This window comes from Nonomuraea jiangxiensis (assembly GCF_900099965.1).
Taxonomy (GTDB): domain Bacteria; phylum Actinomycetota; class Actinomycetes; order Streptosporangiales; family Streptosporangiaceae; genus Nonomuraea; species Nonomuraea jiangxiensis.
This window is the reverse complement of the sequence record NZ_FNDJ01000007.1, coordinates 81,518-94,819: the sequence shown is the minus strand read 5'-3', so window position 1 is coordinate 94,819 and position 13,302 is coordinate 81,518. Positions and strand designations below refer to the sequence as shown.

General features: G+C 71.1%; 12 protein-coding genes. 6 read left to right on the top strand and 6 right to left on the bottom strand.

Translation table 11 applies throughout. The features are described from left to right. The first annotated feature begins 524 nt into the window (after window positions 1–524). Window positions 525–893, top strand: a complete 369-nt coding sequence (locus tag BLS95_RS16945; RefSeq protein ID WP_090932237.1) for a sec-independent translocase — start codon at window positions 525–527, stop codon at window positions 891–893. A gap of 432 nt (window positions 894–1,325) precedes the next feature. Here the strand turns inward: BLS95_RS16945 and BLS95_RS16940 are convergent, their stop codons facing one another. Next, window positions 1,326–2,462, bottom strand: coding sequence for an Mrp/NBP35 family ATP-binding protein (locus BLS95_RS16940; protein ID WP_090932235.1), 1,137 nt, complete (start codon window positions 2,460–2,462; stop codon window positions 1,326–1,328). Window positions 2,463–2,624: 162 nt separating this feature from the next. Here BLS95_RS16940 and BLS95_RS16935 point away from each other — a divergent pair, with 162 nt between their 5' ends. Continuing rightward, window positions 2,625–3,101, top strand: a complete 477-nt coding sequence (locus tag BLS95_RS16935; protein WP_090932233.1) for a MarR family winged helix-turn-helix transcriptional regulator — start codon at window positions 2,625–2,627, stop codon at window positions 3,099–3,101. Here the strand turns inward: BLS95_RS16935 and BLS95_RS16930 are convergent. Together BLS95_RS16930 and BLS95_RS16925 are read right to left on the bottom strand one after the other, a co-directional pair. Continuing rightward, window positions 3,085–3,555 carry a DUF1003 domain-containing protein gene (locus BLS95_RS16930; protein WP_090932232.1) on the bottom strand — a complete coding sequence of 157 codons (471 nt, stop codon included), beginning with the start codon at window positions 3,553–3,555 and terminating at the stop codon, window positions 3,085–3,087. The two genes, BLS95_RS16935 and BLS95_RS16930, sit on opposite strands and share 17 nt — an antisense overlap. Continuing rightward, window positions 3,542–4,924 carry a magnesium transporter MgtE N-terminal domain-containing protein gene (locus tag BLS95_RS16925; RefSeq protein WP_245765101.1) on the bottom strand — a complete coding sequence of 461 codons (1,383 nt, stop codon included), beginning with the start codon at window positions 4,922–4,924 and terminating at the stop codon, window positions 3,542–3,544. The genes BLS95_RS16930 and BLS95_RS16925 overlap by 14 nt, the downstream gene beginning before the upstream one ends. 37 nt (window positions 4,925–4,961) lie before the next feature. Here BLS95_RS16925 and BLS95_RS16920 point away from each other — a divergent pair, with 37 nt between their 5' ends. Beyond that, window positions 4,962–5,987: an EamA family transporter gene (locus tag BLS95_RS16920; RefSeq protein WP_425434733.1), complete on the top strand. Its 1,026-nt coding sequence runs from the start codon at window positions 4,962–4,964 to the stop codon at window positions 5,985–5,987. Between the two features lie 141 nt (window positions 5,988–6,128). Here BLS95_RS16920 and BLS95_RS16915 read toward each other — a convergent pair whose 3' ends face one another. After that, the gene (locus BLS95_RS16915; RefSeq protein WP_245765099.1) at window positions 6,129–6,497 is read right to left on the bottom strand and encodes a hypothetical protein; all 369 of its coding nucleotides are present in this window, start codon (window positions 6,495–6,497) and stop codon (window positions 6,129–6,131) included. A 109-nt stretch (window positions 6,498–6,606) separates the two neighbouring features. Here BLS95_RS16915 and BLS95_RS16910 point away from each other — a divergent pair, with 109 nt between their 5' ends. Then, complete coding sequence (locus BLS95_RS16910; RefSeq protein ID WP_090932227.1) at window positions 6,607–7,539, top strand: HpcH/HpaI aldolase/citrate lyase family protein; 933 nt, start codon at window positions 6,607–6,609, stop codon at window positions 7,537–7,539. Here the strand turns inward: BLS95_RS16910 and BLS95_RS16905 are convergent. Both BLS95_RS16905 and BLS95_RS16900 read right to left on the bottom strand, forming a co-directional pair. Next, entirely contained in the window at window positions 7,529–8,071 is a 543-nt protein-coding gene (locus BLS95_RS16905; RefSeq protein ID WP_090932225.1) for a DUF6529 family protein, read from the bottom strand. The two genes, BLS95_RS16910 and BLS95_RS16905, sit on opposite strands and share 11 nt — an antisense overlap. Then, window positions 8,068–8,820, bottom strand: a complete 753-nt coding sequence (locus BLS95_RS16900; RefSeq protein WP_143043744.1) for a hypothetical protein — start codon at window positions 8,818–8,820, stop codon at window positions 8,068–8,070. The genes BLS95_RS16905 and BLS95_RS16900 overlap by 4 nt, the downstream gene beginning before the upstream one ends. A 99-nt stretch (window positions 8,821–8,919) precedes the next feature. On the opposite strand from BLS95_RS16900, the gene BLS95_RS16895 reads away from it, so the two are divergent. Beyond that, window positions 8,920–9,918, top strand: a complete 999-nt coding sequence (locus tag BLS95_RS16895) for a CPBP family intramembrane glutamic endopeptidase (protein ID WP_090932221.1) — start codon at window positions 8,920–8,922, stop codon at window positions 9,916–9,918. A gap of 308 nt (window positions 9,919–10,226) precedes the next feature. Beyond that, a complete protein-coding gene (locus BLS95_RS16890) occupies window positions 10,227–13,280 on the top strand; it encodes a DUF6242 domain-containing protein (RefSeq protein WP_090932219.1) in 3,054 nt (1,017 codons plus the stop codon). Window positions 13,281–13,302 lie beyond the last annotated feature (22 nt).

Genomic DNA, 13,302 nt, shown 5'->3' with positions numbered 1-13,302 from the left:
TGGCTGGGCGTTGGCCTTGCGCCAGCGTTAGCTGTGGCCCGCAGGTTAGCGCTGCGCCGGGAGTTAGCCCTGCCCCGCCCGTTAGCTGGGCCCGCAGGTTAGGGCTGCGCCGCAAGTTAGCCCTGCCCCGCCCGTTAGCTCTGCCCGCGTGAGCTCTGCGCCAGGCGTTAGCTATGCCCCGGCAGTTAGCGCTGCGCCCGCAGTTAGGCGGGTTAGCCCTGCTTCTGCGTTAGCCCGGGGCCAAGAGTTAGCCCTGCGCCGTGCGCATCACGTTGGTCGCCGTCAGAGCTTCCCGTGCGCGGCTACGCGGCCAGGGTCACTGGTGGCGACGCCGGGGCGGCGGTGGCCGGGGTGGGTTCGGTGGTGGTGGGGGGTTGGGTCGGCTGGGTTGGGGTGGGGAGGTGTGGCGAGGTTTTGGGTGATATGACCTAGGGGGGACGAGCGACTCACCCACCGGAGCATTTAGTCTGTGGATGGGCCGGGGTTGTCCTCGGAGTGATCAGACAGCGCGGTAGGAGCTCACGGTGTTCGGACTCGGGTGGATGGAGGTCGGAGCGCTGATCGTCATCGCGCTGCTCGTCTTCGGTCCCGACAAGCTGCCACAGGCCGCGTCACAGGCCGGAAAGACGCTGCGCAACCTGCGCCGGATGGCGAACAACGCCCGCGACGACCTGCGGGCCGGGCTGGGGCCCGAGTTCTCCAACTTCGATCCCACCGACCTCAACCCCAGGAACTTCGTCCGCAAGCATCTCCTCGACGACCTCGAGGACGACTGGAACAACCCCAACAAGTCGCGGGAGTTGGAGCCGGCCGCCACGGCTCCGTACGCGCCTGAGCCGGAAGACGCACTGGGGTACGGGGAGATTCCACCCTACGACGCTGAAGCGACCTGACAGGCCACCTCAACGCCCCACAGCGGGCAATCTCAGGGGCCCATCCGCCCCCAACCCCTCGAACGATGATCGCCTCTTGCTGTTTCCGGGCCCACGATTCACCACCCAGGCGGTCGTGCCCGGCCGTTGCGGCGGGGAAGCGGGGATGTCGGTAACCGTCACCCTGGAATGTGGGTCACCAGCGACGGTGGGTGGCGCCCACCGTGCTGGCCGTAAAGGCTGGATGCCCTTCACGCCGTGCGGAGCCGTAAGCCTGTGCGAGGCCGTAAGCCCGTGTGAGCTGTATGCCTGTGCGGGGCTCTATGCCCGCCCTACGCCGAGCCGGCAGTAAACGTGTGTGCGTCGTAAGGCTGGGCGGAGGGCGTGAGAGTGGGCCCTGCGCCCGGGTGGAGGGGTCGACCCGGGCGGGGCTGTGTCACCGTTGATGGCGGGTTAGCGGCGGGGGGAGAGGTTGAGGTGGAGGCCCTTCAGGCTGGAGGAGCGCTTGCTGAGGTTGGCGGCGATCTTGCGCAGCTCCGCCGCCGCCGGTGTGTCGGGCTCCGTCAGGACCAGGGGCTTGCCCTCGTCGCCGCCCTCGCGCAGGCGCAGGTCGATGGGCACCTGCCCGAGCAGCGGGACACGGGCGCCCAGCGTGCGCGTGAGCGCGTCCGCGACCGTCTGGCCGCCGCCCTCGCCGAACACCGCGATGCGCTCGTCGCAGTGCGGGCAGGGGAGCCAGGCCATGTTCTCGATGACCCCGGCGATCTGCTGGTGGGTCTGGGCCGCGATCGACCCGGCCCGCTCGGCCACCTCGGCGGCGGCCATCTGCGGCGTGGTCACCACCAGGATCTCCGCCGTGGGCAGTCGCTGCGCCACCGAGATCGCGATGTCGCCGGTGCCGGGCGGCAGGTCGAGGAGGAGTACGTCGAGGTCGCCCCAGTAGACGTCGGCCAGGAACTGGTGCAGCGCCCGGTCGAGCATCGGCCCGCGCCAGACCACCGGCGTGTTGCCCTCCGGCTTGAACATGCCGACCGAGATGACCTTGATGTCATGCGCCACCGGGGGCATGATCATGTCCTCGACCTTGGTGGGCCGCTCGGCGGCGCCCAGCATGCGAGGAACGCTGTGACCGTAGATGTCGGCGTCGACGATGCCGACCTTGAGGCCGCTGGAGGCCATCGCCGCGGCCAGGTTGACCGTGACGGACGACTTGCCGACCCCGCCCTTGCCGCTGGCCACCGCGAACACGCGGGTCAGCGAACCCGGCTGGTTGAACGGGATCTCCTTCTCCGGCCCGCGGTCGCCCCGCAGCTTGGTCTGGAGGGTCTTGCGTTGCTCGGTGCTCATGACGTCCATGTCGATCTGGACGCCGGTCACCCCGTCGAGCTTGGCGACGGCATTCGTGACATCGCGGCGGATGGTGTCCTTCATCGGGCAGCCGGCCACGGTGAGGTAGACCCCTACGCGCACCGTCCCGCCCGGAGCGATCTCGATGCTCTTGACCATGTCGAGATCCGTGATCGGGCGACGGATCTCGGGGTCGATGACGGTGGCGAGGGCGGCCGTCACCTGTTCCTGGGTTGGTGCCATCGATGTCTCGGCACGAGGGAGTGCCGTCCCTCCTTTGTAGGTATATGTGTCACAGGCAAGTTAGACGTCGGCGAGGATGCCCCTCCATGGTATGAACCTCGGGCCTCGCCGGGTTAATCCGTGCTGTTAGGTGTCTGTGCAACAACGTCTTAAGGTTACTCCGTGACTCTTCTGCGCGACGAGGGCCTCACCGCTGAGAAACTGGCGGTCTGGCGGATGTTGCAGCGGACCCAGGTGCGCATCACCCGCCACCTGGAGGCGGAACTGCTGGTCGGTCATGATCTGCCGCTGGCCTCGTATGAGGTGCTGATGCACCTGGCGGAGGCGCCGGAGCGGCGGCTGCGCATGAATGATCTGGCCGGCCGTGTCCTGCTCTCGCGCAGCGGTCTGACCAGGCTCATCGACCGGCTGCAGCGTGGCGGGCTGGTGTCGAGGGAGGCGTGCGAGGACGACGCGCGCGGGCTGTTCGCGGTGCTGACCGAGCGCGGGGCGGAGCGGCTGGCCGAGGCGACGCCGACCTACCTGCGCGGCGTCAGGACGCAGTTCCTCGACATGCTGGGCGCTCACGAGGTCGGCCAGGTGCGAGCCATGCTCGCCAAGCTCGACCTCGGGGAGATCCCGCTCAACGGTGCTCCCTGAGCTCCTCCAGCAGGCGGGTGAGCTCGGAGCGCAGGTAGTCGCGGGTGGCCACCTCGTTCAGCGCGAGGCGGAGTCCGGCGATCTCGCGGGTGAGATATTCGATCTCGGCCTGGTTGCGCTCGGCGGCCTCGCGGTCCTGCTCGTACTGGATGCGGTCGCGGTCGTCCTGCCTGTTCTGGGCCAGCAGGATCAGTGGCGCGGCGTAGCTGGCCTGCAGCGACAGCATCAGCGTGAGGAAGATGAACGGGTACGGATCGAACCGGAGCGGTGGCGGCGCCCCCCAGTTCCAGCCCACCCAGACCAGCACGAACACGGTCATGTAGACGAGGAAACGGGCGGTGCCGAGGAAGCGGGCGATCCGCTCCGACAGGCGGCCGAACGCCTCCGGGTCGTAGTGCGGTCGCAGCGGGCGGCGCAGGTCCCGCGGCTGGTCCAGGCGTTCAGTCGTCGTCACGTTCGGTCCCCGAGGTGTCGAGATCGGCGTCGTCGTGGGAGCCCGGCAGCGAGTCGCGGCCGCTCGGCGAAGAGTCGCGGTGATTTGGCGAAAGGTCGCGGTGGCTTGGCGACGGGTCGGTCGGCGAGGAGCCGCGGTCGCTCGGCGGGGAGCCGGGACCGGGGAACGGCTCGCCGGACCGTTCGCGCCAGTCCTCGGGCAGGAGGTGGTCGAGCACGTCGTCGACCGTCACCGCGCCGACGAGCCGGCCCAGCCCGTCTACGACCGGGGCGGCGACCAGGTTGTAGTTCGCCAGGTAGTAGGTGACCTCGCGCAGCGTGAAATCCGGTCTGATCGGGTCGATGGAGGGGTCGATCACGCTGCCGAGCAGCGTGGAGGGCGGCTCCCGCAGCAGCCGCTGGAAGTGCGAGACCCCCAGGTATCTGCCCGTCGGCGTCTCCGTCGGCGGCCGGGTCACGTAGACCAGGGCGGCGACGGCGGGCGTCAGGTCCTCCTGCCTGATTTGCGCGAGAGCCTCTGCCACGGTGGCGCTGGGCGGCAGGATCACGGGCTCGTTGGTCATCACGCCGCCCGCGCTGGTCTCCGGGTAGGGCATCAGCCGCCGCACCGGAGCCGCCTCGCCGGGCTCCATGAGGGCCAGCAACTTGGTCGCCTGCTCCTCGGGCAGGTCGTGCAGCAGGTCGGCGGCGTCGTCGGGGCCCATCTCCTCCAGCACGTCGGCCGCCCGCTCTGGCTCCAGGGTGCGCAGGATGCCGATCTGGTCGTCGGGCGGCAGCTCCTCCAGCACGTCGGCCAGCCGGTCGTCGTTGAGCGCGCGGGCGATCTCGACGCGCCGTTTGCTCGGCAGCTCGTGCAGCGCGCTGGCCACGTCGGCGGCCCGCAGCGACTCGAACGCGGCGATCAGCCCGGCCGCCCCCTGATCCGCCTGCAACGTGTCGAACCCGGACACCTCGTTCCAGTCCACCGTCCGCGGCTCGCGCCGCCGGCCCTTGTAGAGGGCGACCTTGGTGATCTCCCAGGTGGACTTCTGGACCTCCGCCATGGCCACGTCGTAGACGGTCATGGGCTGGTCCTGATAGCGCACGGTCATGTCGAGCACCTCGCCGATGACCAGGGTCTCGGTGGCGCGCTTCTCGAACCTGCGCATGTTGAGCCGGCCGGTGAAGACCACGGATCCGGCCTCGATGCGGCGGACGTGGGTGATCGGCAGGAACACCCGGCGGCGCGGCTGCACCTCCACCACCAGGCCGTGCACGGTCGGCCGGCGCGCGAGGCGCAGGCCGATCACGACGTCCCTGACGCGCCCGATCTTGTCGCCCGCGGGGTCGAAGACCGGGGTCCCAGGCAGCCGGGCCACGAAGATCTGCACGTCGTCAGGCTAACAGTGCTATCCCGTTGCGCCCGGGATGCCCCACATGTCAGTATCAAACCCGCTTAACGGTGATTACTGGGGGTTGTGTGCGATGAGGTATGCGGGGCTTGCGCTCGCGTTCGTGTCCTCGTGTTGCTACGCGTTCTCGGGCCCCATGGCCAAATACCTCATAGCGGCCGGGCTGGCGCCGATCGAGGCCGTGTGGGCCCGGATGGCGGGCGCCGGTCTGCTCCTGGTGGCGGTGCTGGCCGTGGTGAAGCCGCGGGCGTTGCGGATCCCGCGGTCCAGGCTGCCGTTCCTCGGGCTGTATGCGGTCGTGGCGGTGGCCGGGGTTCAGGCGCTCTACTTCGTCGCGATCACGCGCCTGCCGGTGGGGATCGCGTTGCTGCTGGAGTTCATGGCGCCGGTGATGGTGGTGGCCTGGGTACGGCTGGTGCGGAAGGTGCGGCTGGCGCGGGCGGCCTACATCGGGGCTGTCGTCGCGGTCGTGGGCCTCGGGATCGTCGTCGAAGCCTGGCAGGGGTTGCGGCTGGACGCGCTGGGCCTGCTGCTGGGGTTGCTGGCCGGGGCGTGCTGCGCCGGATATTTCCTGATGAACGATAGCTTCGGGGATGAACTCGACCCGCTCGGGCTGATCGCCTGGGGGTTGCTGGGGGCGGCCGTGGTGCTGGTCCCGTTCGCGCGGCCGTGGGACATCCCGTGGGAGGCGTTCACCGTGTCGGCCACGCCAGTCGCCGGTGCTCAGACGTTGCCCGTGCTGGTGGCGTATTTGTGGATGGCGCTGGTCGCGACCGTGATCGCGTACATCCTGGGGGTCAACGCGGTGCGGCGGCTGTCGGCCGCCGTGGGCGCCACCGTGGCGTCGCTGGAGGTCATCGGGGGCGCGATCGTGGCCTGGGCGCTGGTCGGGGAGACGCTGGGCGCGTTCCAGATCGTGGGCGGGCTGATCGTGCTGTCCGGCGCCCTGCTCGCGCAGACCGCCACCGCCTCCGTCCCGCCGCCGCCACCGGCGGCGCCCGGCCTGGGAGAGGAGCCGCTCGGCGCTCCGGCCCGAGGCTGAAACCGGCGACGGACCGCCCGGGGCCGTGGGCGGGGTGGCTCCCCGAGGTTGAGCGGGGGACGGACCGCCCGGGGCCGTGGCGGGGTCGCTCCCCAAGACGACCTGGGGCCGTGGCGGGTGGCCCTCCGGGGGTCGGGCGGGTCAGTGGTCGGGGGTGAGGCGCAGGACGGTGGAGTCGCGGGCCCAGCGCTCGGTGAGGTGCTCGCTGTCCTGGGCGTTGAGCCGCTCCTTGGCCAGCGCCGCCACCGCCTCGGGCGCCGCGGCCTGGTCGACCACCGCGACCGCCGCCTCGAACTCCACCAGCCTGGCGCCGTTGTCCTTGCTGCGCAGCGTGACGTGGACCCGGTCGAGGGCGTCGAGGCCCGGCAGTCGCTGCTCCCCGCCCCCGGTCACCAGGTAGATCGCGCCGTCGTGCCAGGCGTGCCAGGCCAGGCGGGGCCGGTCGATGGTGAGCCAGAGGATGCCGGACTTCTTGGCGCCCTCCTCTATGGCCGCGGTGTTGTCGCTCACGGTCATGACTGTAGTCCGCCTCGGCCCGGCCGCTCCAGGTGCTTACGGGGTGCCGTCGTGCCGTGGGACACCCCGCCGCGCCGGGAGGAGGACCCAGTAGCGTGTGCGCATGCGCTCACGTCGTTCGGTGCTCGCCGTGCCCGGCAGCAATCCGAGGTTCCTGGAGAAGGCCCAGACCCTGCCGGTGGACGAGGTCTTCCTCGATCTGGAGGACTCCGTCGCGCCGCTGGCCAAGGAGGAGGCGCGCAAGAACGTCGTGGCCGCCCTGCGCGAGGGCGACTGGTCGGGCAAGACCCGGGTGGTCAGGGTCAACGACCTCACGACGCAGTGGACGTACCGGGACGTGATCGAGATCGTCGAGGGGGCCGGGGAGTTCCTCGACTGCCTGATGCTGCCCAAGGTGCAGGACCCGACCGAGATCGTCTGGCTGGACACGCTGCTCACCCAGATCGAGAAGACCATGGGGTACGCGGTCGGCCGCATCGGCATCGAGGCGCAGATCGAGAACGCCCGTGGCCTGGTGAACGTGGACGCCATCGCGGGGTCCTCGGAACGGCTGGAGACGCTGGTGTTCGGCCCCGCCGACTTCATGGCCTCGATCAACATGCGCACGCTGGTCGTCGGTGAGCAGCCGCCCGGCTACGAGGAGGGCGACGCCTACCACTACATCCTCATGCGGCTGCTAATGGCGGCCAGGATGCACGACCTGCAGGTGATCGACGGCCCCTACCTGCAGATCAAGGACGTCGAGGGGTTCCGGCGGGTGGCGCGCAGGGCGGCGGCGCTCGGGTTCGACGGCAAGTGGGTGCTGCATCCGTCGCAGGTCGACGCGGCCAACGAGGTGTTCGCGCCGACGCAGGAGGACTATGACCACGCCGAGCTCATCCTGGAGGCGTATGACTACTACACCTCGGTGGAGAAGCGCGGCGCGGTCATGCTGGGCGACGAGATGATCGACGAGGCCTCGCGCAAGATGGCGCTCGTCGTCGCGGCCAAGGGGCGGGCCGCCGGGCTCACGCGTACGAAGAGCTTCACACCTTGAGGCCCACGGCGGTGAAGAACCAGAACGACGAGGTCAGCCAGAGTCCGACGAGCGCGGTGAAGGTCAGCCCGCCGAGCACGGGCAGCGTCCAGCCCGGCGTGCCGCGCTTGGGCAACGCCAGCATCTTCGCGGTGAACACGCCGTAGAAGAAGCAGCCGAGCCCCGAGTGGGCGAGCACCCTGGGCACGTCGTACTGCAGGCCCAGGGCGTAGAGGCAGTGGAAGGCCACCGGGATCGTGAGCAGGAACGCCAGCCGCCCCGACCAGCGGTGCACGGCCGGCGGGATGGCGACCCCGAGCCTGTCCCACATCGACAGGGCCGAGACCACCTGGACGATCGCCAGCAGGAGCGCCCCGGTGGTCAGCCACGCTTTCATCGGCAGCGCGGCGGAGAACCCGGCCACGCCCACGGCGAACCCGGTCGGCGTGTGCACCCGGCCGTAGACGCCGAGCGCGAGCACCACCAGGCCGCCGATCAGCAAAGGGGCCAGCAGCGGGGTGAGGCTGCGAGTGGGCTGGTGAACGGTGGTCATCGCATCTCCTGGATGAAGCCGTCGACGTCCTCGGGGTAGATCGTGGTGTCGTCGAGAGTCACGGGGGAGGTCGGCCGGTCGCTGTTCAGCTCGGGGACGTCGAGTTGCTCCTCGCCCACGAACGCCGCTCCGACCTGCGTGAACCCGCCCTGCGGGTTCTTCAGTACGATCCAGCCGGCCCGCAGCCGGGCGCCTCTGACCATGGCGGTGGCCCGATACAGGCCCGACGGCTTGACCACCGTGGGCGCGACGAAGCTCCACTTCTTGCCGCCGATGGCCAGCCGGCCCTTGGCCTGGCCGTCGCCCAGCGTGGCCGTGATCCGGGCCTCGCCGAAGCCCGTCAGGTCCAGCTCGCCCGCGGTCTCCTTGCCCTTGAACCAGGCCTCGGTCCTGCCGTCGCAGAAGTAGCCGATGGCCTTGCCGTCCCTGATCGAGATCGCGATGAGGCCGCCGTTGCCCTTGACCCGGCCGCCGTAGTCCGCCTTGGCGGTCTTCTTCGGCGCCGTCTGTTCGGGTGCCGTCTGCTCGGGCGCCGGCGCGGCCGTCCCTTCGGGCGCGGGGGACTCGGCCGCGGTGGTGTCCTGCGGTGCGGGTGCTTCGGTGATGGACTCCTCCGGCGCGGGGGCTTCCGCGGCGGAGTTCGCGGCCGTGTTGTTCGCCGCCGGTGTCGCGGTGATGCTGGCGACACCCAGCCCCACGGCGAGCGCCGCGCCCGCCGCGAGAGTGAGGACTGGTCCCAGCCTAGACATGGATGTGCTCCCAGGGTTGAAATGCCTACGCCCCGAGCATCCACGGAAAACGGCGGGCCGTCTGTGAACTAATGCGCATCAGGCAGACAGAATGTATGGATGCAGGAAAACCCAGGGCCTCATCTTCCGTACGGGGCGCAGCCACCCGGCTATCCCCCCTACTATCAGGCGCCGCCGCCGCCCTCCTGGTTCCTGCCGACGCCCCACGGCGCCCGCTACGACCATCTGGCCAGGAACGCCGCGGCCCGGCCCTGGCGGGCGATCCTCGGCACGTTGATCGTCGCCGTCGGGTTCTTCGTCATCGGGATCGTGGTCGTCTACGCGGGCCTGGTGCTGGCGGCGATCCTCGGCATCCCGGCGCCGCTCGCTCCCACCGGCGACCTGTTCGGCGACCCGGTGTTCGGGCTGGTCGTGGTGCTGCTGTCGATCGCTCCCGTACTGGCTCTGGTGCTGGGGACGGCGGCGCTCGTCCAGCGGCGCAGGCCCGGCACGCTGTCGTCGGTGGCCGGGCGGTTGCGCTGGTCGTGGCTGCTGAGCTGCGCCGGGCTGGCGATCGTGGCGCTGGTGCTGGGGCAGGGCACGCAACTGCTCGCCCTGTCGCTGACGGGTGCGAGCTCCGATGACATGTTCGGCTGGAGCGGGTGGGGGGTCTTCCTGCCGGCGATGATCGTGATCGTGCTGCTGGTGCCGTTCCAGGCCGCCGCCGAGGAGTACATCTTCCGCGGGTGGCTGGTGCAGGCGGTGGGGGCGCACGTGAGCAGCCCCGTCTGGGCGATCTTCCTGGGGTCGGCGCTGTTCGCCTCGTTGCACGGGTACTCGTGGATCGGGCTGGTGGACGTGTTCGCCTTCGGGGCCGTCATGGCGTGGCTGGCGGTGCGTACCGGGGGACTTGAGGCGCCCATCGCGCTGCACGTCATGAACAACATGCTGGCGTTCGGGCTGAGCGCCGCCGCCGGGCAACTGGACGACGCGCTGAACCAGGGCAAGGTACCGGTGCCCTGGCAGGCACTGGCGGGAACCGTGGTGCAGCTTGGAGTGTATGCGTGGGGTGCTTTGTATCTAGCCAAAAAGCGGTCGATAAGCACTGTTTCGGAATAAATCGGGCTTGGGTGCCGGGAATCTCGCTAGAGAGGTCTCGAAATTCCGGCTCAGGCATGCTGGTCTGGATCCGTGGAACGGACCGGGTCCGATTCGACGAGTGGCACCCGCACGACAAGCGCGACTAGGAGGTACGGCGCGTGGCCTCCGGCCCCAGCGAACCGCCACGGCGACCGCCGGATGACGACGACCCGCATCGCGAGGGCGTCCCTGAACCACAATCCGCAGAAGAGCCCAGGATCAGCCATTCCCCGCCTGGCCCCACCGACGATCGGGCCAGGGGGCTGCCCCTGACCTCGCCCTGGGGGATGCCGCCGTTCTCGGCTCCCATTCCGGAGGAGCCGCAGGAGCCGCCCAAGGGGCGCAGGCCGTACAGTTCGGCGACGGCGGAACCCGAGTCCCCGACGCGGCGCCGGCCTCGCCGCATCGTCAACCGCCCGGACAAGCTCGTCGCCGGCGGCCCGGCCCACCCCGAGCCAGGGAGCGCGAGTGCCGAGGAAGCTTCGGGCACGGAAGAGGTGCGGGCCGAGGAGGCCGCCCGTTCGGAGGGGGAGGTGTCTCGTTCCGGCGGTGACACCGCGCCTCCGGGGGAGCAAGCCTCCGGGGAAGGGGACGAGGCCTCCCGGCGGACGGCTCCCTACCGCCTCGCGTTCCCCGTCCGGGGGCGCGAGGAGGCCGGCCCGGCGCGGGCGGACACGCCTGAGCAGCAGGACGAGGCCGCGGGCCACGAGGACGCCGACCACCGCCAGGAGGTGGCGCGCTGCGAGGAGGACGAGCGGCCCGGCGAGCTGGTGTGGCACGACAAGCTGGTATGGCGGGACGAACCAGGACAAAGCGAAGATCCAGGACATGGCGACGACCCAGGACAAGGCGACGAACCGGAGTGGCGCGACGAGTCCGCGTGGCGGGACGAGCGGGACGAGCGGGACGAGGGGGAGGAGGCGGAGGAAGCCGGGGAGGACGAGGTACGGCGGGTCGGGCGGCCGCCGGCCGGTCGGCCCACGAGGCCCGATCTCCTGGTCGCCACCGGCCCGTCCCGTCCCCAGGGGGCGAGCGGCAGGCACCACAGAGGCCCCGCCCCGGCCGCCTTCCGCAGGTCCAGCCCGGTACACCGCGGCAGCAGAGCGGTCCCGATCGTGCTCACCCTGGCCCTGGCGGTCCTGGTGGCCGCCGGGGTGCTCGTGTGGCAGTGGACCGGCGACGACGCCTCCGGCCTGCGCCTGGCGGCGGGCACGGGGCGCTCGGGGGACGAGCTGTTCACCGTTCCGGCCTCGGGTGACGGTACCGACCAGAAGCTCAACGACATGACCTCGGTGGGTCGCGCGGTGGTCGCGGTGGGCAGCGACACGACGAGCCCGACCCCGCGCCCGCTCTTCCTGTTCTCCCCTGACGGGGGCAAGACCTGGCAGCTCGGCCAGGTGAGCGGCGCCTCCGCGCCCACGGTCCAGCGGGTGGTCGGCGGCGCGGGCCGCTGGCTGGCCAGCGGCGACGATACGGCGTCGGGCGAGCGGGGCCTGTGGACCAGCGCCGACGGGTTCAGCTGGACGGCCGTGGAGCAGGCCGGGCTGGCCGCGTTCAGGGCCGGTGACCAGATCCACGACATCGCGAGGACGGCCTCCGGGTTCGTCGCGGTGGGCCGTACGGCGGGGGACGGCGGCGGTTCCGGCCCCGCGGCCTGGCGCTCCGGCGACGGCAGGGCCTGGGAGCGCGTCGAGACCAGGGGCCTGGAGGTGCGGGAGATCATGGCGGTGGTCGCCAAGGGCGACACGGTCGTGGCCATCGGGCAGCCCGCGGAGGGCGAGGGTTCGCGGGTGCTGCGTTCGGCCGACGGCGGGCGCACCTGGCAGGCGACCGGCTTCCAGCTCCCCGAGGCCGTGCCGCGGACGGGCACGGTGGCGGTGCTGCCCAAGCGGTTCGTGCTGGTGCCGACGCGGCAGCGCACGGTCGCGGGGGACGTACGGGTCTATTGCTCCTCCACCGGCGCGGAGTGGTCGCAGTGCGGCTCGATCCGCGGGCTGAGCGGCGAGAGCCCCGGGGTGGAGTCGCTGATCTCCTACCCGTCGGGCGTCGCGGCGATCACCCAGGCCGGGCTGGACAAGTACGCGGTGCTGACCACCGCGGACGGCAGCGACTGGGACAAGCGCACCGACCTCGACGACCTGCGGGGCGCGACGTTGCGCGGGTTCACGATCTCCGACGGCGGCACCCTGTTCGCCGGCGGCGACCAGGCGGCCTCCGACGTGGACAACCAGCTCGTGCTCATGTCCGCGCCGCCGCGCGGCCAGGCCGCGCGCGTCCGGCTCACCGACATCGAGGGCCTGACCAGGATCGCACGCGAGACCAACAGCCTGGCCGGCTACGACGGCCGATACGTGGCCGTGGGTTCGGCCTCGGGCGACGCGGGCCTGTGGACGATCAAGAACTGGCAGAGTTGGAAGTCCATGAGCCTCGGCGGCGCGGGCAGGCAGTCTCTGGCGGACGTGGCGCACGGCGAGGACGGCTGGCTGGCCGTCGGCGGCACCGAGTCGAATGTGGGCGTCACCGACCCCCTCCTCGTCACCTCCAAGGACGGCGAGACCTGGAAGCGGGTGAACGCCACCGGCGACCTGACCCGCGACGCCGCCCACGTCTCGCTGGAGACCCACGTGGTGGCGGCGGGCCGGAGCGGCTACGTCCTGGCCGGCGAGACCAGGGACCAGGCGGGCTCGGTGGGCGCGGTCATGTGGTTCACGCCCGACCTGCGCAAGTTCGCCAGGTCGGAGAAGCTGCCGCAGGGCGGCTCGGGGGTGCGGATCCACGACGTGGTCGCGAGCGGCGACGGGTACGTGGCGGTGGGCGGCTCGGGCGCGGCCAACCAGGAGAGCAGCGTGGTCTGGCATTCGGAGGACGGCGTCAACTGGCGCTCGCGCACTCGCGTGGCTCCGCCGGAGGCCACCTCGGCCGGGCTCCGACGGGTCACGGTCTACCAGGGCAAGCTCGTGGCCATCGGCTCCGCGGTCACGGAGGGCTCCCGGCGGGCCTTCGCGGCCGTCTCGGACGACGACGGCGACACCTGGCGGACCGCCTGGTTGCCGGCGGACCTGGCGGCGGACGCGTACGACCTGGCGGCGGCGGAGGAGGGCCTGGTGGCCGTCGGCAGGCACGGCCCGCCCGGCGAGGGCGACAGCGCGGCCTGGACCTCCCAGGACGGCCTGTCGTGGAACCGCATGGCCCTGACCAAGGACCGCCTGGCGGGCCAGGGCGCCCAGTGGCTGTCGGCGGTGGCCGTGTCGGGCTCGGAGGTGGTGGCGCTGGGCCGGTCCACGACGTACAACGCCGACCATCTGATCCTGTGGACCTCCAGCCTGACCGCCAACCGATAGACGAAGGCCCGGCGGGGAGCGG

Bases quoted from the DNA above. Each gene is read 5' to 3' on its own strand.
- BLS95_RS16910 (WP_090932227.1), top strand. From the start codon at position 6,607: ATGCGCTCACGTCGTTCGGTGCTCGCCGTGCCCGGCAGCAATCCGAGG.
- BLS95_RS16895 (WP_090932221.1), top strand. From the start codon at position 8,920: ATGCAGGAAAACCCAGGGCCTCATCTTCCGTACGGGGCGCAGCCACCC.
- BLS95_RS16900 (WP_143043744.1), bottom strand. From the start codon at position 8,820: ATGTCTAGGCTGGGACCAGTCCTCACTCTCGCGGCGGGCGCGGCGCTC.
- BLS95_RS16920 (WP_425434733.1), top strand. From the start codon at position 4,962: ATGCCCCACATGTCAGTATCAAACCCGCTTAACGGTGATTACTGGGGG.
- BLS95_RS16905 (WP_090932225.1), bottom strand. From the start codon at position 8,071: ATGACCACCGTTCACCAGCCCACTCGCAGCCTCACCCCGCTGCTGGCC.
- BLS95_RS16890 (WP_090932219.1), top strand. From the start codon at position 10,227: ATGCCGCCGTTCTCGGCTCCCATTCCGGAGGAGCCGCAGGAGCCGCCC.
- BLS95_RS16940 (WP_090932235.1), bottom strand. From the start codon at position 2,462: ATGGCACCAACCCAGGAACAGGTGACGGCCGCCCTCGCCACCGTCATC.